Raw genomic sequence first — 24,811 nt, 5'->3', positions numbered from 1 at the left:
GTCTATTTTTGCCGGTTCATCCTGACCAGCATGCGAATGAATTCGCGCGCTATCGCCTGATGGTGTTCGTCGAGACGTTGCAGATCGCCGATCAGTTTGACGTCGGCCGATTCGAAACGGGATGGCGTACCGGACGCTTCCGCGCCGCCCGGCGCCATGTTGCCGCCGAAGCGCAGCCATTCAGCCGGTACGCCCAGCCATTGCGCCAGGGCGCGCAATTTTTCCTGGGTCGGGATCGCTTCCCCCACCAGCCATTTGCGTGCCGCATGGACCGTAATGGGGCGACCCGCAAAGCGGATATTGAATTCACGCGCCAGCTGCGTCGGGCTCTCAGGCGAATACTCGGCATTACGCAATGCCTGCTGCAGCCGTTCGCTAAAACCTTCTCGTTCGATTGATGGATTCATGACCGCGCACTATTCCATGCCGAGCCTTGACAGTCAGTCAATGAGTGTCAGGAACTGTTTGTGACCAAATACGTAAAGAAAAGGTAACACATTCCGGCTTGCACAATTCCAGTTTTTTACATGGACTTACACAGACATGGGGAGATAAAGGCTTTTTAAGTACACAAAGTGCAAATAAGAAGCCTTTCGATGAGGGATTCGATAGGGTTTTGCAAGAGCGAATGCCGCGCTGGCCGGCGTCGTGACGAGCGCCGGCTGGGGTTCACCGCGCGTCAGGCGGCCTGGAAACGCACGTTGCCGTTCTCATCGACCTTGCGTATCAGTACTCCGTCAAACCATAGCTTATGCAAGTGGGCGAGCGCTTCACCGAGTGCAAAGGTCATCTGGTGCGCATCGAGCGGACGCCGGAACATCACCGGCACGATATCGGCCGCCGACTGTGCGCTGCCGCAGGCGGCAACCACCTCCTGCAGGCGGTCGCGGTGATGGTCGGTCAGCTGGCCGATGCGTATGTGCATTCCGCGAAATGGCTTGCCGTGCGCCGGCAATACCAGCGTGTCATCCGGCAGGTCGGAAAACTTTTGTAGCGAGTCGAGGTATTGCTGGACTGGATTGGCTTCCGGTTCCACCGCAAAGACCGACACATTGGTCGAAATGCGCGGCAAGACCATGTCGCCGGAAATCAGCAGCTTCAGGTCCGCGCAATAGAGCGCCGCATGTTCCGGCGAATGGCCGAAACCGGTGATCATCCGCCATTCATGCGCGCCGATCCGGAATACTTGCCGGTCCTGCATGCGGCGATACGCCTGCGGCACCGCCGGCACCAGCGTCGGGTAATAACTGCGGCGCGCCTGCAACTGTTCCAGGATCGCCGGATCGCGCAAGCCGTGATGCTGGAAATGCGGCAGCATCGCCGTTCCATCGACCCCGGGCAGCGAAGCCGACATCATGCGCGCAAATCCGTATTCGCCGGTGGTCATCCACAGCGGCGCTTGCCAGCGTTTGCACAGCCAGTCGGCCAGGCCGACATGGTCGGGATGGCAATGCGTGACGATCACGCGTTTGACTGGCGCGCCGTCCAATCCGGTCGCGAACACCGATTCCCAGGAAGCGCGCGTGGCATCGTTGCTGATGCCGCAATCGATGATGGTCCAGCCGTCGCCACTGGCATCCCGGTCACGCAGCAGCCATAGATTGATATGGTCCAACGCGAAGGGCAAGCCCATGCGCAGCCAGTACACATCCGGCGCTACCTCGTGCAGTTGGCCGGGCAGAGGAAGGGTGTCGCCAAAGGCGTAGTCGAGTTGGGATTCCAGCGGATTCATCGGCACATGCTCCAAAACAAGAGTTCCGGAACTGCAGGTTCACAATTGCGGCGGTCGCGCCTACAATACGCTTTACGTTAACGTAAACTGCAGTTCCTGTGCAGTGATTCTAAACACATTCGTTTCCCGCTGCTGACGAGCGCCAAAAGTATCAATTGCACATCAAGCGCCATGCCGACCTATACCATTACCGAACTTGCGCGTGAATTCGACATCACGCCGCGCGCCATCCGCTTCTACGAAGACCAAGGCTTGCTGAGTCCGAAGCGCGAAGGCGTCGGCGGACGTACACGGGTGTACAACGCCAGCGAGCGCACTCGCCTGAAACTGACCTTGCGCGGCAAGCGGCTCGGCCTCAGCCTCTCGGAAATCAAGGCGCTGGTCGACATGTACGAGTCGCCGAAAGACAGCACTGCGCAGCTCAAGCGTTTTCTCGCGGTACTGGCCCAGCATCGCGAAACGCTGGAACGCCAGCGCGAAGACCTGGAAGTCACGCTCGCTGAAATCGCCGCGCATGAAGAGGAATGCCGGCGCCTGCTGGACCGTGAAAAACCTCTGAAGAGTGCCGAAAAGAAATCCTCCGCGCGCCGCGTGAAAGACTTGGCGTAGGCGGCTCCCAATCGTAGTTCTACGGTATCTGCTTTACGTTTACGTAAACGTCAGTTTGGCGGTATGATTTGCACCATCGCGCCATTCCCTGCCGGCTTCGCCGGCGGCTTTGATAATTCAAAAATGTGAGGACGACATGATTCATTTGCCCGGCTTGACCTTTGACCATGGCGAAGACATCGCCGCGCTGCGCGAAACCGTGCAGCAGTTCGCGCAGGCCGAAATCGCGCCGCGCGCGACCGAAATCGACCGCACCGACCAATTCCCGATGGACCTCTGGAAAAAGATGGGCGACCTCGGTCTGCTCGGCGTCACGGTCAGCGAAGAATACGGCGGCACCGACATGGGCTATCTTGCGCACATCGTCGCGATGGAAGAAATCTCCCGCGCCTCGGCCTCGGTCGGCTTGTCCTATGGCGCGCATTCCAATCTGTGTGTGAATCAGATCAAGCGCAACGGCTCCGAAGAGCAAAAGCAGAAATACCTGCCCAAGCTGATTTCCGGCGAGCATGTCGGCGCACTGGCGATGTCGGAGCCGAATGCCGGCTCCGACGTGGTCAACATGAAGCTGCGCGCCGACTGGAAAGGCGACCGCTGGGTACTCAACGGCACCAAGATGTGGATCACCAATGGTCCTGATGCCGACGTGCTGGTGGTCTATGCGAAGAATGACATCGAAGCCGGCCCGCGCGGCATGACCGCCTTCCTGATCGAAAAGGGGTTCAAGGGTTTTTCGGTCGCGCAAAAACTCGACAAGCTCGGCATGCGCGGTTCGCACACCGGTGAACTGGTGTTCCAGGATTGCGAGGTGCCTGCTGAAAACGTGTTGGGCGGTCTCGGCAAGGGCGTCAATGTGTTGATGTCCGGTCTCGACTTCGAACGCACCGTCTTGTCCGGCGGACCGCTGGGGATCATGCAGGCGTGCATGGATGCGGTGGTGCCGTATATCCATGAGCGCAAGCAATTCGGCCAGCCGATTGGTGAATTCCAGTTGATGCAAGGCAAGATCGCTGACATGTACTCGACCATGATGGCGTGCAAGGCGTATGTGTACGCAGTCGGCCAGGCTTGCGACCGCGCGAAGAACCCGGAAGCGGTGCGCGCGCTGCGCAAGGATGCGGCCGGCGCGATTTTGTATTCGGCGGAAAAGGCGACCTGGATGGCGGGCGAGGCGATCCAGACGCTGGGCGGCAATGGGTATATCAATGAATATCCGGTTGGCCGCCTGTGGCGCGATGCGAAGCTGTATGAGATTGGTGCGGGAACGAGTGAGATCCGCAGGATGCTGATTGGGCGGGAGTTGTTCGCCGAGACGAAGTAAGGGGCGGCAATTACCTACTTTAACTTCACCTCCGTATAGTTCCCTCCCCCTTCTAGGGGCGCCCGGCGTAGGGGCAGGGGTAGGGTGGGGGTGATGAGGTCGAGCTATCGCAGTCTTGCGCTCAACCGCCACACCCCTACGCGGGCCGCCCCATCCCAACCTTCCCCCTACGCCGGGCGCCCCTAGAAGGGGGAAGGAGCCCGTAGTCAACGCATTCCGACGGAGCGCATCCAACCACATGCACGCACCCGACCCACACTATCGCGACATCGTCGAACGCGGTTTCCGCGAAGCGGCTTTTTTGAACGAGATCGGCATCACCCTTGTCGATTGCGGCCCCGGCTGGTGCGAATCCATCCTTCGCATCCTGCCGCGTCATCTGCAGCACACCGGCGTCATCCACGCCGGTGTGCAGACGACGATTGCCGACCATACCGCAGGCGGCGCGGCAATGACGGTAACGCCGGCCGATGGCTATATCCTGACGGTGGAATTTAAAATGCAATTGCTGCGCGCCGGCATAGGCGATGCGCTATGGTGCCGGGCCCAGATACTCAAGCCGGGAAAAGCTTTCCATGTGGTCGAATCCGAGGTGTATGCGATGAAGGACGACAAAAAGACGCTGGTCAGCAAGTTGAGCGGTACCATGGCCGTCGTCGCGCGCAACGGGGCATGAAAAACTGCATGGCTATTGCCACTCTTGAAACTCGTATTCTTACGGTACTGAATTTCCAACATAAGCGATTATTATCCCGGCCATGACTTCACTGCATCTCACCACACCCTTGCTGACTCACCGCAGCCTGTCGGCCGCCATCGGCAAACGCGTGCTGCTGAAGATGGAAAATCTGCAGCCGTCCGGCTCGTTCAAGATGCGCGGCATCGGGCTGTTCTGCCAGCGCGCGGCCGAACGCGGCGCCCGCCATTTCGTTTGCCCGTCTGGCGGCAATGCCGGTTTCGCCGCAGCAGTAGCCGGTGTCGAACTGGGCGTGCGCACCACCATCATCGTGCCCGGCACCACGCATGAATCGGTGCGCCTGAAGATCCGCGCGATCGGCGCCGATGTGCTGGTGCATGGCGATGTCTGGGATGAAAGCAACCAGCGCGCATTGCAATTGTGCGAACAAGAAGGCGCGGTCTACGTACCGCCATTCGACCATCGCGATATCTGGGATGGCAATGCGACCCTGATCGATGAAGTGGTCGCCGCCGACGCCGATTTCGATGCGGTGATCTGTTCGGTCGGCGGTGGCGGCCTGCTGTGCGGCGTGCTCGAAGGCTTGCACCGCAATGGCTTGGGTCATGTCCCGGTGCTGGCAGTCGAAACCGAAGGCGCGGACTCGCTGCATGCGGCGATGCAAGCCGGTGATCTCGTGAGCTTGCCGGACATCAAATCCATCGCGACCACGCTTGGCGCCAAGTGCGTCGCGCGCCAGGCGTTCGAATGGACGCGCCGGCATGACGTACGCAGCATCGTCGTCAGCGATGCGCAGGCGGTCAGCGCCTGCCGCCGTTTCGCCGACGATATGCGCATGCTGGTCGAACCGGCCTGCGGCGCGGCGTTGTCGGTTGTCTACCACTGTGCGCCCGCGCTGGCACCGTTCGAGAAGCCGCTGGTCGTCGTTTGCGGCGGGATAGGCGTGGATTTGGCTAAACTGGAGGCTTGGAAAATTCAATTCGAGCGCTAGACATGCCCCAGACCGCCTTCCCCAAGCTCCTCAGTTCCCAGATCGCGTTCGATATCGCGCGCACCATGCTGGACGGCTTTGACAAGCACTATCGCCTGTTTCGCGCCGCCAGCCAGGATGCCAAGCGGTATTTCGAAACCGGCGACTGGAAAACCGCGCAAGTCAAGGCGCGCGAGCGGATCGCGTTCTACGATGCGCGCGTGCAGGAATGCGTACAGGCGCTGGAAGACGAATACGACCGCGAAGAAATCGGCGATGAAGTCTGGCGCGAGGTCAAGCTGCACTATATCGGGCTGCTGATCAATCACAAGCAGCCGGAACTGGCGGAAACCTTTTTTAATTCGGTCTGTTGCAACATCCTGCACCGCACCTACTTCCACAACGATTTCATTTTCGTGCGGCCCGTGGTCTCGACCGAATACCTGGAACCGGAAGGCATGCACCCGACCTACCGGGTCTATTATCCGGGCACCGACGGCTTGCACTACACGCTCAAGCGCATAGTCACCAATTTCCAGCTGGCCGCACCGTTCGCCGACCTCGACCGCGACGTCGGCTTTGTCGAAGCGCGCATGCGCGCGATGTTTGGTTCCGACTTGCTGGAGCCCAACCATCAGCTCCAGGTATTGGCCACGCTGTTCTACCGCAACAAGGGCGCGTACATCATCGGCAAGGGTATCAACGGCAACCGCATCTATCCGTTCGTCGTGCCCATCCTGTACAACCGCAAGCGCGAACTGGTGCTCGATACCGTGCTGTTCGATCCGACCCTGATCACGGTGCTGTTTTCATTCACGCGTGCCTATTTCATGGTCGACATGGAAGTGCCGTCGGCGTATGTGCAATTCCTGCGCACGCTGATGCCGTACAAGCCGCGCAGCGAGATCTATACGATTCTCGGCCTGCAAAAGCTGGGCAAGGCGGCGTTCTACCGCGACTTCCTGCATCACCTGAAGCACTCGTCCGACTGCTTTGAGTCGGCACCCGGCATTCGCGGGCTGGTGATGGTGGTGTTTGCGCTGCCCTCGTTTCCGTATGTATTCAAGGTGATCAAGGATTATTTCCCGCCACCCAAGGAAACCACGCGCGAACTGGTGAAAGAAAAATACCTCCTGGTGAAGAACCATGATCGCGTCGGCCGCATGGCCGACACCCTCGAGTATTCGATGGTCGCGTTTCCGCGCGCGCGTTTTTCCAATGAACTGCTGGCCGACCTGAAACAGGTTGCGCCGTCCATCGTCGAAGAAGAAGGCGATGAAATCATCATCAAGCATCTGTATATCGAGCGCCGGATGATCCCCTTGAACATCTGGCTGTACGATGCGGAAAGGCGCGGCGACCATGCAGCGATCGAACATGGCATCGTCGAATACGGCAATGCGATCAAGGATCTGGTCGGCGTCAACATTTTTCCCGGTGACATGCTGTACAAGAATTTCGGCGTCACCAAGCATGGCCGAGTGGTGTTTTACGACTACGATGAAATCGAGTACATCACCGACTGCAATTTCCGCCGCATACCCACGCCGCGCAATGAAGAAGACGAAATGTCCAGCGAACCGTGGTATCCGGTCGCAAGGAACGATGTTTTTCCCGAGCAATTCGGCACCTTCCTGCTCGGCAATCTGGAAGTGCGCAAATACTTTTTGAAACACCATGCCGATCTGCTCACCCCGCAATATTGGCAAAATGCCAAACAGCGAATCCTGGATGGCCATGTTGAAGACGTATTCCCTTATCCACAGGAATTGCGATTCAGTTACAAACCCCTTACCCCCGCGGCGCAAGCCGCTTGATCTCGGAGACTAAAGATGAACAACGATCCTATTGTTATTGTCGGCGCAGCCCGTACCCCGATGGGTGCATTCCAGGGCGATTTTTCCGCATTGTCTGCCTCGGACCTCGGCGCTGCCGCGATCCGCGCCGCGGTCGAGCGCGCCAACCTCGAACCGAGCCATGTCAATGAAGTCCTGTTCGGCAACTGCCTGATGGCAGGCCAGGGTCAGGCTCCGGCACGCCAGGCGGCGATCAAGGCAGGCATCCCGACCTCGGCCGGCGCGGTCACGCTGTCGAAGATGTGCGGCTCGGCGATGAAAGCCGCAATGATCGGCTATGACTCGCTGCTGGCAGGCAGCAACGATGTCGTCATCGCCGGCGGCATGGAATCGATGACCAATGCGCCTTACCTGATTCCGAAGGCGCGCGGCGGTTACCGCATCGGCCACGGCATGATGTACGACCACATGATGCTCGACGGTCTGGAAGACGCCTACGACAAGGGCCGCGCAATGGGCACCTTCGCCGAAGAGTGCGTGGCTAAATACCAGTTCACCCGCGAAGAGCAGGATGCGTTCGCGATCGAATCGGTCAAGCGCGCGCAAGCCGCGACCAATGACGGTTCCTTCAAATGGGAAATCGCACCGGTCACCGTCGCAGCCAAGGGCGGCGATGTCGTGATCGACAAGGATGAAGGCCCGCTCAAGGCCAAGCTCGACAAGATTCCGTCGCTCAAGCCGGCATTCAAGAAAGACGGCACGATCACGGCCGCTTCCTCGTCGTCGATCAACGACGGCGCTGCCGCGCTGGTGCTGATGCGCGAATCGACCGCGAAGAAGCTGGGCTGCAAGCCGATCGCCCGCGTGCTCGGCCACTCGACCCATGCACAGGAACCGAACTGGTTCACCACCGCACCGGTCGGCGCCATTGAAAAGCTGTACAAGAAGCTGAACCTGACCACCAAGGATGTCGATCTGTTCGAAATCAACGAAGCCTTCGCCGCCGTCCCGATGGCAGCGATGAAGGAACACGATATCCCGCACAGCAAGGTCAATATTCATGGCGGCGCCTGCGCACTTGGCCATCCGATCGGCGCTTCCGGTGCCCGCATCATCATCACGCTGATCGGTGCGCTGCAAAAGACCGGCGGCAAGCTGGGTGTGGCGGCGCTGTGCATCGGTGGTGGTGAAGGTACGGCGATGGCGATTGAGTTGGTGTAAGTCAGTAGGCATCGCATTCTGTCGCACTCTGGCTGACGGCCCCTTCCCCCTACAAGGGGGAAGGTTGGGATGGGGGTGATGCGGTCGAGCACAAGACTGCGATAGTTCGACCGCATCACCCCCGCCCTACGCCGGGCGCCCCTAACCCTCCCCCTAGAAGGGGGAGGGAATCCGACGTAGATGGCGCGGGATCCGGTTCCTTTCTTTCCCACTTCATTCAACCCACCATGCCCACCGCACTCATCCTCGGCGCTTCCCGCGGCATCGGCCGTGAATTCGTGCGCCAGCTGCGCGCCGCCGGCTGGAACGTCATCGCCACCGCGCGCAACGATGCGGGACTGGACACATTGCGCAGCGAAGGCGCGCAAGCGCTCAAGCTCGACGTGACCAAACCCGAGTCGCTGGCCGGACTGGGGGCGCAGCTCGACGATGAAAAGCTGGACCTCGCAATCTATGTCGCCGGCGTCTACGGCAATGGCGGGCAGGCGACGTCGCCGCCCACCGCGGAAGACTTCGACGCCGTCATGCACACCAATGTGCTCGGCGCGATGCGGGCGATACCGCTGATCGCGCCGCTGGTCGAAGCTGCGCAAGGCAAGTTCGCTTTCATCACCAGCATGATGAGCAGCATCGGCGATACGGACGCCAGTTACGGCTGGGTCTACCGCGCGTCGAAAGCCGCGCTCAACATGACAGTCAAAAGTGCTGCCTTCGATTATCCGAAAGCGACTTTTGTCGCGCTCTGCCCGGGCTGGGTGCGCACCGACATGGGCGGACCTGATGCCCCGATTGCAGTGGAAGAAAGCGTGAGCGGATTGCTGCAAGTGATAGCGACGCTCGAACTCAAGGACACCGGCAGCTTCCGCAATTACGCGGGAGAGCGACTGTCCTGGTAAGAACAACGATAGGGGGAGACCATGGTTTTATCCGAACAGCATGAAATGATCCGCGATGCGCTGCGCAGCTATGCGCAAGAGCGTCTGGCGCCCAATGCCGCGCGCTGGGACAAGGAGCACCACTTTCCCAAGGACGAGCTGAAAGGCCTGGCCGAGCTCGGCGCCTTCGGCGTCGCGGTGCCAGAAGAACTGGGCGGCGCCGGTCTCGATTATGTGTCGCTCGCGCTGGTGCTGGAAGAAATCGCGGCTGGCGATGGCGGCACCTCGACCGTGATTTCGGTCAACAACTGCCCGGTATGCAGTATCGCGATGATGTATGCCAACGATGAACAGAAACAGCGTTTCCTCAAACCGCTGGCGCGCGGCGACATGCTCGGCGCATTCTGCCTGACCGAACCGCATGTCGGCAGCGATGCGTCCGCGCTGCGTACCACTGCCACGCGCGACGGCGGCGATTATGTACTCAACGGCGTCAAGCAATTCATCACCAGCGGCAAATATGCGGATGTCGCGATCGTGATGGCGGTGACCGACAAGGGGGCAGGCAAGAAGGGCATCAGCGCATTCTGGGTGCCGACCAACACACCCGGCTACATCGTCGCCCGGCTGGAAGAAAAGCTCGGCCAGCATTCGTCCGATACCGCACAGATCCTGTTCGAGAATTGCCGCATTCCCGCGCAAAACCTGATCGGCGAAGAAGGGCAAGGCTACAAGATTGCGCTGTCCGGATTGGAAGGCGGGCGCATCGGTATCGGCTCGCAAGCGGTCGGCATGGCGCGCGCCGCATTCGAAGCAGCGCTCGCGTATGCGAAGGAGCGCACCAGTTTCGGCAAGACCCTGTTCGAGCATCAGGCGGTGCAGTTCAAGTTATCCGACATGGCGACGCAGATCGAAGCGGCGCGTCAATTGATCCTGCATGCGGCGAGCATGAAGGATGCCGGCAAGCCTTGCTTGAAGGAAGCCGCGATGGCCAAACTGTTCGCCAGTGAAATGGCGGAGCGGGTGTGTTCCGATGCGATCCAGATCCATGGCGGCTATGGCTACGTCAGCGATTTTCCGGTGGAGCGGATTTATCGCGATGTGCGGGTCTGCCAGATCTACGAAGGCACCAGCGATATCCAGAAGATCCTGATCGGCCGCGCGCTGGCCTGAAGCCGTTTTTTGAGGAAATCCGAGATGAGCATGAAAAAAGGCTACAAGGCACTCGTCGATGAAGCGATGACCCAGGTCAAGACCTATTCTGTCGAACAAGCCATGGCAAAGTATGACGATCCCAATGTGCAGTTCGTCGACATCCGCGATCCGCGCGAACTTGAACGCGAAGGTGTCATCCCCGGGGCGTTCCCGGCACCGCGCGGGATGCTTGAATTCTGGGTCGATCCCGAATCGCCGTATTACAAGCCGGTATTCGGCGAAGGCAAGGAATATCTGTTCTTTTGCGCGGGCGGTCTGCGCAGCGCGCTTGCTACCAAGACCGTGCAGGACATGGGTATGAATAAGGTCGCACATATCGAAGGCGGCTTCGGCGCGTGGAAGACAGCCGGCGCACCGACTGCAGAGAAAGTGAAGAAAGCCTGATGCCGAAACAGGACATGGGTACGGGCAAGGCGCGCGCCTGCCCGTGCGGCGGCACTGCGTATGGCAGCTGCTGCGGACGCTTCATCGATGGCGGCGACAATGCGCCGTCAGCCGATCTGTTGATGCGCTCGCGCTATAGCGCCTATGTGCTGCACGACGACGCGTATCTGAAAGCGACCTGGCATGCCAGTACCCGTCCTGCCGATGCAGTTGCGCAAGACGATGAAACGACATGGCTGGGTCTCGAAGTGCGCAGGCATGTGCCCGACGGTGACGCAGCGACGGTGGAATTTGTCGCGCGCTACAAGATCGGCGGCCGCGCGCATCGCTTGCATGAAATCAGCCGCTTTGTACGCGAAGGCGGCAAGTGGTTTTACGTGGATGGCAGTTTTCCGGAGAGTAAAAAATAATGACAATCCTCGATTCCAAACTCAATGTCCGTTCGGACGACTTCAAGAACAATGCCGCCGCGATGCAGGCGCTGGTCGATGACCTGAAAGCGAAAGTGGAAAAGCTGGCGCTGGGCGGCGGCGAAGACGCGCGCAAGAAGCACACCGCGCGCGGCAAGCTGTTGCCGCGCGACCGCGTGCAAATGCTGCTCGATCCCGGCACGCCCTTCCTCGAACTGTCGCAGATGGCGGCCTACAACATGTACGACAATGCCGCGCCGGCCGCCGGCGTCATTGCCGGCATCGGCCGTGTGGCGGGGCAGGAATGCATGATCGTGTGCAACGATGCGACGGTGAAGGGCGGCACGTATTACCCGATCACGGTCAAGAAGCATTTGCGCGCGCAGGAAATCGCCGACCAAAACAACCTGCCTTGCATTTACCTGGTCGATTCCGGCGGCGCCAATCTGCCGAACCAGGACGATGTGTTTCCCGATCGCGACCACTTCGGCCGCATCTTTTTCAACCAGGCCAACCTGTCGGCCAAGGGTATTCCACAAATCGCGGTCGTGATGGGTTCCTGCACCGCCGGCGGCGCTTACGTGCCGGCAATGAGCGACGAATCGATCATCGTGAAGGACCAGGGTACGATCTTCCTTGGCGGCCCGCCACTGGTGAAGGCCGCGACCGGCGAAGTGGTGAGCGCCGAAGACCTCGGCGGCGGCGACGTGCACACCCGTTTGTCGGGCGTGGTCGACCATCTGGCGAAGAACGACCTGCATGCGCTGTCGCTGGCGCGCACCATCGTCGGCAATCTCAACCGCCAGAAGCCGCAACAACTCGTGCTGCGCGAGCCGGTTGCGCCGAAATTCGATACGCATGAATTGTATGGCGTGATCCCGACCGATACCCGCAAGCCCTTCGATGTGCGCGAAGTGATCGCGCGCATCGTCGACGCCAGCGAATTCGACGAATTCAAGGCCCGTTACGGCACCACGCTGGTGTGCGGCTTTGCGCATATCTTCGGCATGCCGGTCGGCATCATCGCCAACAACGGCATCCTGTTTTCGGAATCGGCATTGAAGGGCGCGCACTTCATTGAACTGTGCTGCCAGCGCAAGATCCCGCTGGTGTTCCTGCAAAACATCACCGGCTTCATGGTCGGGCGCAAGTATGAAAATGAAGGCATCGCGCGCAACGGCGCCAAGATGGTGACCGCGGTATCGACTGCGGCGGTGCCCAAGTTCACGGTGATCATCGGTGGCAGTTTCGGCGCCGGAAATTACGGCATGTGCGGCCGTGCGTATTCGCCGCGCTTCCTCTGGATGTGGCCGAATGCGCGCATTTCGGTAATGGGCGGCGACCAGGCGGCTAGTGTGCTGGCGACCGTCAAGCGCGACGGCATCGAAGGCAAGGGCGGCAGCTGGAGCAAGGAAGAAGAGGAAGCCTTCAAGCAGCCGATCCGCGAACAGTACGAGCACCAGGGCCATCCCTACTATGCGACCGCGCGTCTGTGGGACGACGGCGTGATCGATCCGGCCGATACCCGGATGGTGCTGGGACTGGGACTTTCCGCATCGCTGAATGCGCCGATCCCGGAAACCAAGTTCGGCGTGTTCCGGATGTGAGGGCGGCGCATTCGGTTTTGCGTCCAGCCGTGACGCGCCGGCAAAGGCGTTCGATTTCTGCAAAAAATATGCAAAGACCGACTGCAAGCTGTCTGCGGTCGACGATCAGATCGTTTGGAAGGAGTGATTATGAACTGGCAAACCCTTGATGTCAGCGTGGAGTCCGGCGTCGCCACCGTCACGCTGAACCGTCCCGATGTGCGCAATGCATTCAACGAAACCTCCATCGCCGAACTGACGCAGGCATTTCGCAATCTTGGTGTCGACGGCAGCGTGCGCGCGATCGTACTTGCGGCCAGTGGCCTCGCATTCTGCGCCGGCGCCGATCTCAACTGGATGAAAAAGATGGCTGGCTACACGCATGAAGAAAACCGTGCCGACGCCATGCAGCTTGCCCATATGCTGCACACCATCTACACCTGTCCCAAGCCGGTGATCGCCAGGATTCAGGGCGATTGCTATGCCGGCGGCATGGGTCTGGTCGCCGCCTGCGACGTTGCTGTTGCCATTGAGACAACGCATTTTTGTCTGAGCGAAGTAAAACTGGGCCTGATTCCTGCGACAATCTCGCCTTACGTCATCAAGGCCATGGGAGAAAACGCCGCACGCCGGTATTTCCTCACAGCCGAGCGTTTTTCCGCGCAGGAAGCTCACCGCATCGGTTTCGTCCATTCGGTGGTCAGTGCCGACGCCCTCGATACGGCGGTTGCCGATGTCGTCAAGGCGCTGGTGTCGAACAGCCCCCATGCAGTCAAGGAAGCAAAGCGCCTGGTACGGGATATCGCCGGCGTGCCCTTGAGCCAGGAGTTGATTGTCGATACTGCGCGGCGGATAGCGGATATACGCAGTTCGGAAGAGGGCAGGGAAGGAGTGAGGTCGTTTTTGGAGAAGCGCAAGCCGGGGTGGTTGGACGATTAGGCTCAGCCCATTCCTGAAAGCGGCCGAGAGTAACGAAGCATTGATTTCTCTCGAGGGAGAAGCTGATTGTGCTTTCTCTAGCTTTCTTTCGCCTGCGCCGGATGCCCTTCGTGACGGAACGAGCCCGCTCATTGATTCAAGCGGATGTTACTAGTCACACTGAAGTCTTGGAGCCGTATTGAACGCAACTGAACAAACCGACTGGGTCGCCCGCAGCCTGAAAAGCGTCTGGCACCCGTGCACGCAAATGCAGCACCATGAGACCGTCCCGCTGGTGCCGGTCAGCCATGGGCGCGGCGCCTGGCTGTACGAAGCCGGCGGCCGCCGTTATCTGGATGCCATCAGTTCCTGGTGGGTCAATCTGTTCGGCCACGCGAATCCGCGCATCAATGCCGCGCTGAAGGACCAGCTTGACCGACTCGAGCATGCGATGCTCGCTGGTTTCACGCATGAGCCGGTGATCACGCTGTCGGAACAGCTCGCGGCACGCACCAATCACGTGCTTGGACATTGCTTTTATGCGTCCGACGGCGCCTCCGCGGTCGAAATCGCATTGAAGATGAGTTTTCATTTCTGGCGCAATAGCGGCCAGACCGACAAGCGCGAATTCGTTTGCCTCAAGGGCAGCTATCACGGCGAAACCATTGGCGCGTTGGCGGTTACCGATGTGCCGCTGTTCCGCGATGCCTATGGCCCGCTGTTGCAGCATGCGCATGTGGTGACGTCGCCCGATGCACGCGCTGCCCGGGACGGCGAATCGGCGGCCGATGTTGCGCGCCGGGCAGTGCAAGACCTCGACAAACTGCTGCAGCAACGCACAGGCAAGATCGCCGCCGTCATCGTGGAGCCGCTGGTGCAATGTGCGGCCGGCATGGCGATGTACGACCCGGTCTATCTGTCCGAACTACGCGCGCTGTGCGACCGCCACCAGGTCCACTTGATCGCCGATGAGATCGCGGTCGGCTGCGGCCGCACCGGCACTTTCTTTGCCTGCGAACAGGCCGGCATCTGGCCGGATTTCCTTTGCCTGTCCAAGGGCATCAGCGGCGGTTACCTGCCCTTGTCGCTGGTGATGACGCGCGATGCAATCTATCAAGGCTTTTACGACAGCGATGTGCGACGCGGCTTTCTGCATTCGCATTCCTATACCGGCAATCCGCTGGCCTGCCGTGCCGCGTTGGCGACACTGGCGATTTTCGACGAAGACAAGGTCATTGAACGCAACCGGCAGCGGTCGGAACGTCTTGCCGAAGCCTTGCAGCCATTGGCGTCGCATCCGCAAGCCAGCAATGTGCGCCAGCGCGGCATGATCTGGGCATTCGACGCTGTCGTCGATGATCCCGCGTTTTCGCGCAAGTTTTTTACTGCAGCCTTGCAGCATGAATTGCTCCTGCGTCCCATCGGTCGCACGGTGTACCTGATGCCTCCGTACATCCTCGACGATGAAGAAATCGCATTGCTTGCCGTCCGTACGCAGGCAGTGTTCAACCAAGTGATCGGAGCATGACCATGCAATTACTGGCTGATCTTGAACAACAACTGCAGGCGCTGGACGGGCAAAAACTGCTGCGTCGCCGGCGTACCGCGGATACGCCTTGCGCGCCGCACGTCACAGTCGATGGCAGGAAGTTGCTGGCATTCTGCAGCAACGATTATCTTGGCCTCGCATCGCACCCGCGCCTGATCGAAGCCTTGCGCGAAGGCGCTACCCGTTATGGTGTCGGCAGCGGGGGCTCGCACCTGATCAGCGGCCATTCGCGCGCGCATGCGCTGCTGGAAGAGCGGCTCGCCGAATTCGTGTCGCCGCACCTGGAACAGGCGCGCGCGCTGTATTTCTGTACCGGCTACATGGCCAACCTGGCTGTGCTGAGCGCACTGGCCGGGCGCGACGCCGACCTGTTTTCCGAATCGCTGAACCATGCTTCGCTGATCGATGGTACGCGCCTGGCGCGGGCCAAGGTCCAAGTTTATGCGCATGGCGATACCGAGGCGCTGGAACGCCTGCTCAAGGCCAGCAGCGCAAAGACCAAGGTCGTTGTTACCGACAGCGTATTCAGCATGGATGGCGATCTCGCGCCATTGCCGCGATTGCTCGCGCTATGCGAACAATATGGCGCGTGGCTGGTGGTCGATGACGCCCATGGCTTCGGCGTGCTGGGTGCACAGGGACGCGGTGCGCTGGAACATTTCAACCTGCGTTCGCCCTATCTGATCTACATGGGCACGCTCGGCAAGGCAGCCGGTGTCGGCGGCGCATTCGTTGCCGCCCATGCGACCGTGATCGAGTGGATGGTGCAGCGCGCGCGTCCGTATATCTACACGACTGCCGGTGCGCCGGCCCTCGCGCATGCACTGCTGACCAGCATCGATCTGATCAGCGGGCATGAAGGTGCGATTCGCCGCGCCCATTTGCAGCAACTGATCGCGCAACTGAAAGCGGCATTGCATTTGCAGCGCTGGCAATTGTTTGCCTCGGACACCGCGATCCAGCCGGTCATCATCGGCCAGAATGCAGAGGCATTGCGCGCATCCGCCTCCTTGCTCGAGCAAGGATTGTGGGTAACCGCGATCCGGCCGCCGACCGTGCCAGCCGACACCGCACGCCTGCGCGTGGCCTTGTCAGCGGCGCATACCGCCGCCGATGTGGACCGTGTTGCCCAAGCGATCAATGTCGCCGAAGCGGAGAGCGTCGCGTGAACAAGCCCGCCTATTTCGTCACCGGCACCGATACCGAAATCGGCAAGACGCTCGTATCTAGCGCCTTGCTGCATGCATTGACGCAATCGGGTTTGCGCGCGGCCGGCATGAAGCCGGTTGCGGCCGGGGCCGAACTGCGCGATGGCGTTTTGCATAACGAGGATGTGGACGCGCTGGCCGCCGTGGCCGGCATCAGTCTGCCGCTCGAACTGACGACGCCTTACCTGTTGCGCGACGCGGCGGCACCGCATATCGTTGCCGCGCACGAAGGCGTGCGGATCGATCCGGCGCATATCCGGCTTTGCTATGAACGTGTGGCCGAGCTTGCTGACGCGGTGGTGGTCGAAGGCGTCGGCGGATTCAACGTACCATTATCGGACACGGCCGATACCGCCGATCTGGCGCAACAACTCGGACTGCCGGTGATCATGGTGGTCGGTCTGCGCCTTGGCTGCCTCAACCATGCCTTGCTGACTGCCGAAGCCATCGCCGCGCGCGGACTCAGGCTGGTTGGCTGGATTGCCAATGTGGTCGACCCTGCCATGCGCCACGCGCAGGAAAACATCGATGCATTGCGTGTTCGCCTCGATGCGCCATTGCTTGGCTGCATACCGCGCCTGCCGGCGGCAGACCCGTCCGCCGCCGCCGCTTACCTGGATTTTTCATGCTTGCCAGACTGGCCGCTGCCGGTCTTGCAAGCGCCGTTTCACGCTGATGTAAAGGAAGTCTGATGTCGTCTCAAGCCATTACGTTTCATGAGATCCGCACACCTGCGGCTGCCCGCGTGGCTGCAGCGCAAGTCTGGCCGGAAGAAAAGGTGCTCGAATTGTTCAACTTGCCGTTCAGCGACTTGCTGTTTCGTGCGCAGCAAATCCATCGCCAGCACTTCGATCCGCAGGAAGTCGAACTCGCTACCCTGTTGTCGATCAAGACCGGCGGTTGCCCGGAAGACTGCGGTTACTGCCCGCAGGCGGCACGTTACGACACCGGCGTGACCGCGCAGAAGCTGCTGGAACTGGAAACCGTGCTTGAAGCTGCCCGCGCCGCCAAGGCCCATGGCGCGACCCGCTTTTGCATGGGCGCCGCCTGGCGCGGCCCGAAAGACCGCGATCTCGACCATGTGGAAGCCATGGTGCGCGGCGTCAAGGAACTGGGTCTGGAAGCCTGCGCGACGCTGGGCATGCTGGAAGACGGACAAGCCGAACGGCTGGCCGCGGCCGGCCTCGATTACTACAACCACAACCTCGATACCGCGCCCGAGTTTTATAACGACATCATCACCACGCGCAATTATGAAAACCGCCTCGACACGCTGGACAAGGTGCGCAATGCCGGCATCAAGGTGTGCTGCGGCGGCATCGTCGGCATGGGCGAATCGCGCCGCCAGCGCGCCGGACTGATCGCGCAGGTCGCCAACCTCGATCCGTATCCGGAATCGGTGCCGATCAACCACTTGGTGCAGGTCGAAGGCACGCCGCTGCATGGCCTCGATCCGCTCGATCCGCTGGAATTCGTGCGCACCATCGCGGTGGCGCGCATCACGATGCCGAAAGCGCGGGTGCGCCTGTCGGCTGGCCGCCGCGAAATGGGCGAGGCGGTGCAGGCGATGTGTTTCCAGGCCGGCGCCAATTCCATCTTCTATGGCGACAAGCTGCTGACCACCGGCAATCCGGATGCGAATGCGGACATGGCCTTGCTCAACAAGCTCGGGATGAAAATCAAGCATACGCAGGTCGATGCGAAGCTCGCGGTAACGGAGTAACTGTAGGGCTCCCTCCCCCTACGAGGGGGAGGGGACCGTACCAAGAAAGCATTACAACAAGAGATACAACAAGAGACACAACAACCGCCACACCCACAAGGAGCCAGCGTGTTCACCAAAATCCTGATCGCCAATCGCGGCGAAATCGCCTGCCGCGTCGCCGCTACCGCACATCGTCTCGGCGTCAAAAGCGTCGCGGTGTATTCGGAAGCCGATGCCAATGCCAAGCACGTTGCCGTGTGCGAAGAATCGGTCCTGATCGGCCCGCCGCCCGCCAAGGAAAGCTACCTGCGCGCCGACAAGCTCATCGAAGTCGCGCTCGCGACCGGTGCGCAAGCGATCCATCCCGGCTATGGCTTCTTGTCCGAGAACGAAGACTTCGCCAACGCCTGCGCCAAGGCGGGACTGGCCTTCATCGGCCCGCCCGCCTCGGCGATTCATGCGATGGGCTCGAAATCGGCGGCCAAGGCGCTGATGGAAAAGGCGAATGTGCCGCTGGTGCCCGGTTATCACGGCGACAATCAGGATGCCGCCTTCCTGCAGGAACAGGCCGACAAGATCGGCTATCCGGTGTTGCTCAAGGCCAGCGCCGGCGGCGGCGGCAAGGGCATGCGCATTGTCGAAAAAAGCGCCGACTTCAAGGCCGCGCTGGAATCCTGCAAACGCGAAGCGATCAACAGTTTCGGCGACGACAAGGTGCTGGTCGAAAAATACCTGACCCGTCCGCGCCATATCGAAATCCAGGTATTCGCCGATACCCATGGCAATTGTGTCTACCTGTTCGAGCGCGACTGCTCGGTGCAGCGGCGTCACCAGAAGGTACTGGAAGAAGCGCCGGCACCCGGCATGACCGAAGAGCGCCGCCGCGCGATGGGCGAGGCGGCGGTCGCGGCGGCCAAGGCGGTCGGCTATGTCGGCGCCGGTACGGTGGAATTCATCGCAGAAGAAAGTCGTAACGGCGAGGACGGCAATTTTTATTTCATGGAAATGAATACCCGCCTGCAGGTTGAGCATCCGGTCACTGAAATGATCACCGGCCTCGATCTGGTCGAGTGGCAATTGCGCATCGCGTTCGACGAAACCTTGCCGAAGACGCAGGAACAACTGCGGATCCACGGTCATGCGCTGGAAGCGCGCATCTATGCGGAAAATCCGGAAAAGGGTTTCCTGCCCTCGATCGGCACGCTGCGGCACATGCACACGCCGCCAGCAGTCACCTTCCAGTTGGGCAATGGCGACGTGCCCGGCAATCCGGCTGCGGTGCGGATCGATTCCGGCGTGCGCCAGCATGATGCGATTTCGCCGTTCTACGATCCGATGATCGCGAAGCTGATTGTCTGGGGCAATGACCGGGAAGAAGCGCTGGCGCACATGTCGCAAGCCTTGTCGGAATTCCAGGTGGTCGGACTGGCCACCAATGTCGCGTTTCTGAAGCGCCTGGTGGAAAGCCAGCCGTTTTCGCAAGCCGATCTGGATACCGGATTGATCGAACGGCACCACGATGCCTTGTTTCCGCAAGCGCAACCGGCATCGGTGCACATCCTCGGCCTGGCGGCGGCTTCGTTGTTGTCGTCCGAGCAAAATGCAGGCGCGGCTGCGAATGATCCCTGGGCCAATACCAGCGGCTGGCGCATGAATGGCGTGCTTGCACGCACCCTGGAATTTGCCGAAGAAGCCAATAGCTATGTGCTGACTGTCGGTTACCGCGACACCGGCTGGAGCCTGGGACTGAACAATGCCGTGTCGGCCATGACCCTGGTCGAACGCACTGGCCAGCATCTGGTGATCAAGGTCGATGGCACGGCGATACGCGGCACGGTGGTGCGCGCGGGCGATGTATTTCATGTGTTTTCGGGCGGCGCGCATTATGTGCTCGACTACAACGATCCGCTCGCGCACGCGGGCGAAGCGGAAGCCGAAGGCGGCCGTCTCACCGCGCCGATGCCGGGCAAGATCGTCGCGCTGCTGGTCGAGCAAGGCAAGACCGTGGAAAAAGGCGCACCATTGCTGATCATGGAAGCGATGAAGATGGAACATACGATCGCTGCGCCGGCCAATGGCACGGTCGAGGAATTGCTGTATGCGGTCGGCGACCAGGTGGCCGAAGGCGCGCAGTTGCTGGCGTTCAAGGCGGCGTAGCAACGGCTTTTTATGCGAGGGCGGGTGGTTGCGGCTGGGCCAACCGACTTCATCCCCCGTCATTCCCGCGAAAGCGGGAATCCATGCTGAGTATCTTCGATCCGCTGGCTTATGGATTCCCGCCTTCGCGGGAATGACGGGGACAGGATAGGGGGCTTGCAGGCGCAAGAGCCCGTCGTGCAACATCGGATAACGAATCGTAGGAAAGAAACATCATGACCCTTCCAAGCAAAGTCAAAATCGTCGAAGTCGGCCCGCGCGACGGCTTGCAGAACGAAAAGGAAACCATCCCCGCCGAGGTCAAGATCGAACTGGTCGATCGCCTGACCGACGCCGGCTTCATCAATATCGAAGCGGCTTCGTTCGTCTCGCCGAAATGGGTGCCGCAAATGGCGACATCGGCCGAGGTAATGGACAAGATCCGGCGCAAGCCCGGCGTGATCTATTCCGCGCTGACGCCGAACATGAAAGGCCTGGAAGCCGCCATTGCGGCCAAGGCCGATGAAGTGGTGATTTTCGGCGCGGCGTCGGAAGCGTTTTCGCAAAAGAATATCAATTGCTCGATCGCCGAATCGATAGAGCGTTTCCGCGATGTCGCGCAAGCGGCCAAGCAACACCATATCCGCTTGCGCGGCAGCATCAGCTGCTCGTTCGGCTGCCCTTACCAGGGCGAGGTGCCGGCCGACAGCGTGGCCGACGTGGTGCGCCGGCTGCGTGAACTCGGCTGCGATGAAATCGATATCGCCGACACCATCGGCGTGGGCACGCCAAAGAAAGTGCAGGCCGTGATGGAACGCGTCGCGCGCGAATTCCCGATCGAGCGCCTGTCCGGCCATTTCCACGACACCTATGGCCAGGCGAGCGCCAACATCTACGCCAGCATGGAAGTCGGCATTGCGATTTTCCATTCCTCGGTCGCCGGTCTCGGCGGTTGTCCCTATGCAAAGGGCGCGACCGGCAATGTATCAACCGAAGACGTGCTGTATCTGATGAACGGGCTCGGCATCGATACCGGCATCGAGCTCGACAAGGTGGTCGATGCCGGACAATTCATTTCTCAGCATCTCGGCCGCAAGGCGGTCAGCCGTGCCGGCAATGCGATTGCTGCAAAGCGGCTCGGATAAAAAGCAAGCGTCGCGAACAGGAATGAATGACAAGCGGCTTCCCTTGCTGTTATCCGAAATCGGCGCATGCCAGCGCTGCGCCATGCATCTGCCGCATGGCCCGCGTCCGGTAGTGCAGGCCGGCGCGGGCGCACGCTTGCTGATCGTCGGGCAGGCGCCGGGTCGCAAGGTGCATGACACCGGCATTCCCTGGAACGATCCGTCCGGCGACCGCCTGCGCACCTGGCTGCAACTGTCGCGCGAAGACTTTTACGATCCGGGGCGGGTCGCCATCGTGCCGACCGCATTCTGCTATCCGGGCAAGGGCCGCAACGGCGATCTGCCGCCACGGCCGGAATGTGCGCCGGCATGGCATGCACCCTTGCTTGAAGCGATGCCGGAAGTGCAACTGACCTTGCTGATCGGGCGGTATGCGCAGGAATTTTATTTGCGCGACAATGGCAAGCCGACGCTGACCGAAACCGTCGCGGCATACCGCGAGTATTTGCCGTATTACCTGCCGTTGCCGCACCCGAGCCCGCGCAACCGTTACTGGTTCACCACCCATCCGTGGTTCGAGCAAGACGTGTTGCCGGAACTGCGGCGGCGCATCCAATCGATATTGAACGCACAATGAACACAACAACACTTCCCGACACCGCGCAGCGCGTGGCCGATCTGCTGGTCACGCTGGGCCACGACAAGCCGGTGGTGATGCTGCCGGAAACCGGCAAGACTTCGGCCGAAGCCGCTGCCGGACTCGGCTGCAGCGTTGCCGAAATCGCCAAGTCGATCGTATTCCGCCGCCTGTCCGATGACGCGGCGGTGATGGTGGTCGCCAGCGGCGCGAACCGGGTTGACGAGCACAAGGTGGCGGCGATCGTCGGTCCGCTCGGCCGTGCCGATGCTAAATTCGTCAAGACCCGGATCGGTTATGCGATCGGCGGCGTATGCCCGGTCGGCCATGTCGACAAGACCGTGATGCTGATCGATGCCGACCTGATGCAATTGCCCAGCGTCTGGGCCGCGGCCGGCCATCCGCATGCGGTATTCAACCTGACGCCGGCGCAGCTGCAGGCGATGACCGGCGCCCCGGTGGTCGATGTCGCATTGCGTAGTCAATCGGAAGCGGCGTGATGGTCGAGTACGATCCCTCCAGCGACATGGGCAAAGTGCCTTCGCCATGCATCAATATCTGCAAGATGGATACGCAGACCGGCTTGTGCGAAGGATGCTTTCGCACCATCGATGAAATCGTGAAATGGAGCACTTCGACCGAAGAGGCGAAGCGCGCGGTGTGGATAGAGATACGACGACGGCAACACGCCGTTTTTTAGCAACCGGCAGCAGGAGTTTCGTCATGCATCAGATCGACTGGTACTTCGATTTCATTTCGCCCTTTTCCTACCTGCAGGCAGAACTGCTGCACACACTGCCGGCCGACGCAAAGCTCACGCTCAAGCCGGTGCTGTTCGCCGCCTTGCTCGGGCATTGGGACAACAAGGGACCGGCTGAAATCGTGCCCAAGCGCCAATGGACGTACGAGCATTGCCTCTGGCTGGCGCACAAGCATGGCATCCCGATGACGATGCCGGCGCAGCATCCGTTCAATCCCTTGCCACTGCTGCGCCTGTGCATCGCGCTCGGCGCCACGCCGCCCGTCGTGCAAAGACTGTTCCGCTGGGTCTGGCGCGAAGGCAGGCTGCCTGCGGATACCGACAGCTTCGCCGGCTTGCTGCAGGAAATGGGCGCGACGCCCGAGATGCTCGATGCGCCCGAAGTCAAGCAGCAGTTGCGCAGCAACGGCGAGCAGGCGATTGCGGCCGGCGTGTTTGGCGTCCCAACCGCGGTGGTGGATAATCGTCGCTTCTGGGGACTGGATTCGACCGACATGCTGGCCGCCTATCTGAATGGCGATTCCTTCTTCCAGTCCGAACCCTTTCGCCATGCCGCACAGGTGCCGCAAGGCGTGCAACGTAACAGATAAACAATGACACCCAATTTCTACAAGCCGCAGCACACCGTAAGCGGCCCCGCATATGGCCTGTGGTTCAAGTTTGTCGCCACTGTTATCACGGCCCTGGTGGCTGTATATGGAGCGAATATTGCGCTACGCTTCCCGCTCTCGGAATACGGGTTCGGCGTCAAGGCTTTGCTGGCCGGTGCGGGGCTGATGCTGCTGTTCAGCTATTACTGGTTTTTGCGTTCCACTGTCACGATTGACGATAAGGGCATCACCCAGTACTGGATGTACAACCGCCATGTCGAATGGAGCAACGTCCACAGTGCGAAACTGATTGGCATCCCTTTCCTGTCGGCGATCTTCCCGCCGCGCCTGATCGTACGCGCAGGGAATACATTCACCACCTTCAACGGCGGCTCGCAAGCCCTCCTGGTCGAGTTCGCCAGAATTTCAGTCGCTTTCCAGGCAAAGAAATGAAACTGCCTGCAAGCATGCAAGTGTTCGAGCGCGGCTGGCTATCGTCGAACAATATTCTGTTTACCGGCCGTGACGGCACCGCGCTGGTGGATAGCGGTTATGCAACGCATGCCGCGCAAACCGTGACGCTGGTCGAGCATGCGCTGCAGGGACGTCCGCTGGACCGCTTGCTCAACACGCATTTGCATTCCGACCATTGCGGCGGCAACGCCGCCCTGCAGCGGCGCTTTAAATGCCGCACTGCGATTCCGGCCGCCGAAGCGGCCAAGGTACGCTCCTGGAATGAAGACGAACTGACCTACGAAGCAACCGGGCAGCAATGCGAGCGCTTTGCGTTCGATGACACATTGACGCCAGGCGACGTGATCACGCTGGGCGATTTGCGATGGCAGGTGCTGGGCGCGCCGGGGCATGACCCGCATTCGCTGGTGTTCTTTTGTCCCGACGAAGGCATCCTGATTTCCGCCGATGCCTTATGGGAGCATGGCTTCGGCGTGGTGTTTCCGGAACTGGAAGGCGAATCAGGATTCGCGGAAGTGCGCGCAACGCTGGACATGATCGCATCGCTCGATGTGAAGCAGGTGATCCCCGGCCACGGGGCACCGTTTACCGACATCGGCAAGGCATTGGCTACCGCTTATTCGCGGCTCGATTACTTCGCCGCCGATCCGGCGCGCAATGCGCAGAATGCGGTCAAGGTCTTGCTGAAATTCCTGTTGCTGGAAAAACAACACCTGCCGCTGGCCGAGGTGCCGCGATTGTTGGCCGACATGTATCTGTTCCGCGAATCGAATCGCCGCTTCTTGCACAAAGACGAAACAGCGCTTGCGCAATGGGCGGTCGATCAGCTGGTAAAGGCGGGGGCGGCCGAGGTCAGGGACGGGGCGCTGCTGGATCGGAACTGAAAGGATCAGC

26 protein-coding genes are annotated in these 24,811 nt (G+C 60.6%); 24 read left to right on the top strand and 2 right to left on the bottom strand.

The window, feature by feature from the left end; translation table 11 throughout:
• Positions 1 to 2 precede the first annotated feature (2 nt).
• Positions 3 to 407 (bottom strand): hypothetical protein, encoded by a 405-nt coding sequence (locus D3871_RS00250; RefSeq protein ID WP_199724706.1) that lies wholly within the window; start codon positions 405 to 407, stop codon positions 3 to 5.
• Positions 408 to 679: 272 nt separating this feature from the next.
• Positions 680 to 1,732, bottom strand: a complete 1,053-nt coding sequence (locus D3871_RS00245; protein ID WP_119767088.1) for an MBL fold metallo-hydrolase — start codon at positions 1,730 to 1,732, stop codon at positions 680 to 682.
• A 171-nt stretch (positions 1,733 to 1,903) separates the two neighbouring features.
• Here D3871_RS00245 and D3871_RS00240 point away from each other — a divergent pair, with 171 nt between their 5' ends.
• The 24 genes from D3871_RS00240 to D3871_RS00125 all read left to right on the top strand — a co-directional run bounded on the left by D3871_RS00240 (position 1,904) and on the right by D3871_RS00125 (position 24,801).
• Positions 1,904 to 2,341 (top strand): MerR family transcriptional regulator, encoded by a 438-nt coding sequence (locus tag D3871_RS00240; protein WP_119767087.1) that lies wholly within the window; start codon positions 1,904 to 1,906, stop codon positions 2,339 to 2,341.
• A 136-nt stretch (positions 2,342 to 2,477) separates the two neighbouring features.
• A complete protein-coding gene (locus D3871_RS00235; protein ID WP_119767086.1) occupies positions 2,478 to 3,662 on the top strand; it encodes an isovaleryl-CoA dehydrogenase in 1,185 nt (394 codons plus the stop codon).
• 238 nt (positions 3,663 to 3,900) lie between these two features.
• A complete protein-coding gene (locus D3871_RS00230) occupies positions 3,901 to 4,338 on the top strand; it encodes a PaaI family thioesterase (RefSeq protein ID WP_119767085.1) in 438 nt (145 codons plus the stop codon).
• A gap of 82 nt (positions 4,339 to 4,420) precedes the next feature.
• A complete protein-coding gene (locus D3871_RS00225; protein ID WP_119767084.1) occupies positions 4,421 to 5,350 on the top strand; it encodes a pyridoxal-phosphate dependent enzyme in 930 nt (309 codons plus the stop codon).
• A 2-nt stretch (positions 5,351 to 5,352) separates the two neighbouring features.
• Positions 5,353 to 7,146: a bifunctional isocitrate dehydrogenase kinase/phosphatase gene (gene aceK, locus D3871_RS00220; protein ID WP_119767083.1), complete on the top strand. Its 1,794-nt coding sequence runs from the start codon at positions 5,353 to 5,355 to the stop codon at positions 7,144 to 7,146.
• A 15-nt stretch (positions 7,147 to 7,161) separates the two neighbouring features.
• Positions 7,162 to 8,346 carry an acetyl-CoA C-acetyltransferase gene (locus tag D3871_RS00215; RefSeq protein WP_119767082.1) on the top strand — a complete coding sequence of 395 codons (1,185 nt, stop codon included), beginning with the start codon at positions 7,162 to 7,164 and terminating at the stop codon, positions 8,344 to 8,346.
• 227 nt (positions 8,347 to 8,573) lie between these two features.
• Positions 8,574 to 9,242 carry an SDR family oxidoreductase gene (locus D3871_RS00210; RefSeq protein ID WP_119767081.1) on the top strand — a complete coding sequence of 223 codons (669 nt, stop codon included), beginning with the start codon at positions 8,574 to 8,576 and terminating at the stop codon, positions 9,240 to 9,242.
• 21 nt (positions 9,243 to 9,263) lie between these two features.
• Positions 9,264 to 10,394, top strand: a complete 1,131-nt coding sequence (locus tag D3871_RS00205; protein ID WP_119767080.1) for an acyl-CoA dehydrogenase family protein — start codon at positions 9,264 to 9,266, stop codon at positions 10,392 to 10,394.
• A gap of 24 nt (positions 10,395 to 10,418) precedes the next feature.
• Positions 10,419 to 10,820, top strand: a complete 402-nt coding sequence (locus D3871_RS00200) for a rhodanese-like domain-containing protein (protein WP_119767079.1) — start codon at positions 10,419 to 10,421, stop codon at positions 10,818 to 10,820.
• Positions 10,820 to 11,230: a YchJ family protein gene (locus D3871_RS00195; RefSeq protein WP_119767078.1), complete on the top strand. Its 411-nt coding sequence runs from the start codon at positions 10,820 to 10,822 to the stop codon at positions 11,228 to 11,230. Before D3871_RS00200 ends, D3871_RS00195 begins: the two co-directional genes overlap by 1 nt.
• On the top strand, positions 11,230 to 12,837 hold the full coding sequence (locus D3871_RS00190; protein WP_119767077.1) for a carboxyl transferase domain-containing protein: 1,608 nt from the start codon (positions 11,230 to 11,232) through the stop codon (positions 12,835 to 12,837). The genes D3871_RS00195 and D3871_RS00190 overlap by 1 nt, the downstream gene beginning before the upstream one ends.
• 129 nt (positions 12,838 to 12,966) lie before the next feature.
• Positions 12,967 to 13,755 carry an enoyl-CoA hydratase/isomerase family protein gene (locus D3871_RS00185; protein WP_119767076.1) on the top strand — a complete coding sequence of 263 codons (789 nt, stop codon included), beginning with the start codon at positions 12,967 to 12,969 and terminating at the stop codon, positions 13,753 to 13,755.
• Positions 13,756 to 13,933: 178 nt separating this feature from the next.
• Positions 13,934 to 15,262 (top strand): adenosylmethionine--8-amino-7-oxononanoate transaminase, encoded by a 1,329-nt coding sequence (gene bioA / locus D3871_RS00180; RefSeq protein ID WP_119767075.1) that lies wholly within the window; start codon positions 13,934 to 13,936, stop codon positions 15,260 to 15,262.
• A 2-nt stretch (positions 15,263 to 15,264) separates the two neighbouring features.
• On the top strand, positions 15,265 to 16,452 hold the full coding sequence (gene bioF / locus D3871_RS00175) for an 8-amino-7-oxononanoate synthase (RefSeq protein WP_119767074.1): 1,188 nt from the start codon (positions 15,265 to 15,267) through the stop codon (positions 16,450 to 16,452).
• Positions 16,449 to 17,183 carry a dethiobiotin synthase gene (gene bioD, locus D3871_RS00170; protein WP_119767073.1) on the top strand — a complete coding sequence of 245 codons (735 nt, stop codon included), beginning with the start codon at positions 16,449 to 16,451 and terminating at the stop codon, positions 17,181 to 17,183. The genes bioF and bioD overlap by 4 nt, the downstream gene beginning before the upstream one ends.
• Positions 17,183 to 18,214, top strand: a complete 1,032-nt coding sequence (gene bioB / locus D3871_RS00165; protein ID WP_119767072.1) for a biotin synthase BioB — start codon at positions 17,183 to 17,185, stop codon at positions 18,212 to 18,214. The genes bioD and bioB overlap by 1 nt, the downstream gene beginning before the upstream one ends.
• Before the next feature lie 108 nt (positions 18,215 to 18,322).
• On the top strand, positions 18,323 to 20,353 hold the full coding sequence (locus D3871_RS00160) for an acetyl/propionyl/methylcrotonyl-CoA carboxylase subunit alpha (RefSeq protein ID WP_119767071.1): 2,031 nt from the start codon (positions 18,323 to 18,325) through the stop codon (positions 20,351 to 20,353).
• A gap of 215 nt (positions 20,354 to 20,568) precedes the next feature.
• A complete protein-coding gene (locus D3871_RS00155) occupies positions 20,569 to 21,477 on the top strand; it encodes a hydroxymethylglutaryl-CoA lyase (protein WP_119767070.1) in 909 nt (302 codons plus the stop codon).
• Between the two features lie 22 nt (positions 21,478 to 21,499).
• Positions 21,500 to 22,093, top strand: coding sequence for a uracil-DNA glycosylase family protein (locus D3871_RS00150; RefSeq protein ID WP_119769784.1), 594 nt, complete (start codon positions 21,500 to 21,502; stop codon positions 22,091 to 22,093).
• Entirely contained in the window at positions 22,090 to 22,593 is a 504-nt protein-coding gene (locus D3871_RS00145; protein ID WP_119767069.1) for a YbaK/EbsC family protein, read from the top strand. The genes D3871_RS00150 and D3871_RS00145 overlap by 4 nt, the downstream gene beginning before the upstream one ends.
• Complete coding sequence (locus D3871_RS00140) at positions 22,593 to 22,793, top strand: DUF1289 domain-containing protein (protein ID WP_119767068.1); 201 nt, start codon at positions 22,593 to 22,595, stop codon at positions 22,791 to 22,793. The genes D3871_RS00145 and D3871_RS00140 overlap by 1 nt, the downstream gene beginning before the upstream one ends.
• Before the next feature lie 23 nt (positions 22,794 to 22,816).
• Positions 22,817 to 23,443 (top strand): 2-hydroxychromene-2-carboxylate isomerase, encoded by a 627-nt coding sequence (locus D3871_RS00135; RefSeq protein ID WP_119767067.1) that lies wholly within the window; start codon positions 22,817 to 22,819, stop codon positions 23,441 to 23,443.
• 3 nt (positions 23,444 to 23,446) lie between these two features.
• The gene (locus tag D3871_RS00130) at positions 23,447 to 23,896 is read left to right on the top strand and encodes a hypothetical protein (protein ID WP_119767066.1); all 450 of its coding nucleotides are present in this window, start codon (positions 23,447 to 23,449) and stop codon (positions 23,894 to 23,896) included.
• A complete protein-coding gene (locus D3871_RS00125; RefSeq protein WP_119767065.1) occupies positions 23,893 to 24,801 on the top strand; it encodes an MBL fold metallo-hydrolase in 909 nt (302 codons plus the stop codon). Before D3871_RS00130 ends, D3871_RS00125 begins: the two co-directional genes overlap by 4 nt.
• The last annotated feature ends 10 nt before the right edge of the window (positions 24,802 to 24,811 follow it).

The sequence above is a fragment of the Noviherbaspirillum saxi genome, from assembly GCF_003591035.1.
Lineage (GTDB): Bacteria > Pseudomonadota > Gammaproteobacteria > Burkholderiales > Burkholderiaceae_D > Noviherbaspirillum > Noviherbaspirillum saxi.
Note: the sequence above shows the minus strand (reverse complement) of the source record. Positions and strands in the feature narration are given on the sequence as shown.

Bases quoted from the DNA above. Each gene is read 5' to 3' on its own strand.
- D3871_RS00250 (WP_199724706.1), bottom strand. From the start codon at position 407: ATGAATCCATCAATCGAACGAGAAGGTTTTAGCGAACGGCTGCAGCAG.
- D3871_RS00245 (WP_119767088.1), bottom strand. From the start codon at position 1,732: ATGAATCCGCTGGAATCCCAACTCGACTACGCCTTTGGCGACACCCTT.
- D3871_RS00240 (WP_119767087.1), top strand. From the start codon at position 1,904: ATGCCGACCTATACCATTACCGAACTTGCGCGTGAATTCGACATCACG.
- D3871_RS00235 (WP_119767086.1), top strand. From the start codon at position 2,478: ATGATTCATTTGCCCGGCTTGACCTTTGACCATGGCGAAGACATCGCC.
- D3871_RS00230 (WP_119767085.1), top strand. From the start codon at position 3,901: ATGCACGCACCCGACCCACACTATCGCGACATCGTCGAACGCGGTTTC.
- D3871_RS00225 (WP_119767084.1), top strand. From the start codon at position 4,421: ATGACTTCACTGCATCTCACCACACCCTTGCTGACTCACCGCAGCCTG.
- aceK (WP_119767083.1), top strand. From the start codon at position 5,353: ATGCCCCAGACCGCCTTCCCCAAGCTCCTCAGTTCCCAGATCGCGTTC.
- D3871_RS00215 (WP_119767082.1), top strand. From the start codon at position 7,162: ATGAACAACGATCCTATTGTTATTGTCGGCGCAGCCCGTACCCCGATG.
- D3871_RS00210 (WP_119767081.1), top strand. From the start codon at position 8,574: ATGCCCACCGCACTCATCCTCGGCGCTTCCCGCGGCATCGGCCGTGAA.
- D3871_RS00205 (WP_119767080.1), top strand. From the start codon at position 9,264: ATGGTTTTATCCGAACAGCATGAAATGATCCGCGATGCGCTGCGCAGC.
- D3871_RS00200 (WP_119767079.1), top strand. From the start codon at position 10,419: ATGAGCATGAAAAAAGGCTACAAGGCACTCGTCGATGAAGCGATGACC.
- D3871_RS00195 (WP_119767078.1), top strand. From the start codon at position 10,820: ATGCCGAAACAGGACATGGGTACGGGCAAGGCGCGCGCCTGCCCGTGC.
- D3871_RS00190 (WP_119767077.1), top strand. From the start codon at position 11,230: ATGACAATCCTCGATTCCAAACTCAATGTCCGTTCGGACGACTTCAAG.
- D3871_RS00185 (WP_119767076.1), top strand. From the start codon at position 12,967: ATGAACTGGCAAACCCTTGATGTCAGCGTGGAGTCCGGCGTCGCCACC.
- bioF (WP_119767074.1), top strand. From the start codon at position 15,265: ATGCAATTACTGGCTGATCTTGAACAACAACTGCAGGCGCTGGACGGG.
- bioB (WP_119767072.1), top strand. From the start codon at position 17,183: ATGTCGTCTCAAGCCATTACGTTTCATGAGATCCGCACACCTGCGGCT.
- D3871_RS00155 (WP_119767070.1), top strand. From the start codon at position 20,569: ATGACCCTTCCAAGCAAAGTCAAAATCGTCGAAGTCGGCCCGCGCGAC.
- D3871_RS00150 (WP_119769784.1), top strand. From the start codon at position 21,500: ATGAATGACAAGCGGCTTCCCTTGCTGTTATCCGAAATCGGCGCATGC.
- D3871_RS00145 (WP_119767069.1), top strand. From the start codon at position 22,090: ATGAACACAACAACACTTCCCGACACCGCGCAGCGCGTGGCCGATCTG.
- D3871_RS00140 (WP_119767068.1), top strand. From the start codon at position 22,593: ATGGTCGAGTACGATCCCTCCAGCGACATGGGCAAAGTGCCTTCGCCA.
- D3871_RS00135 (WP_119767067.1), top strand. From the start codon at position 22,817: ATGCATCAGATCGACTGGTACTTCGATTTCATTTCGCCCTTTTCCTAC.
- D3871_RS00130 (WP_119767066.1), top strand. From the start codon at position 23,447: ATGACACCCAATTTCTACAAGCCGCAGCACACCGTAAGCGGCCCCGCA.
- D3871_RS00125 (WP_119767065.1), top strand. From the start codon at position 23,893: ATGAAACTGCCTGCAAGCATGCAAGTGTTCGAGCGCGGCTGGCTATCG.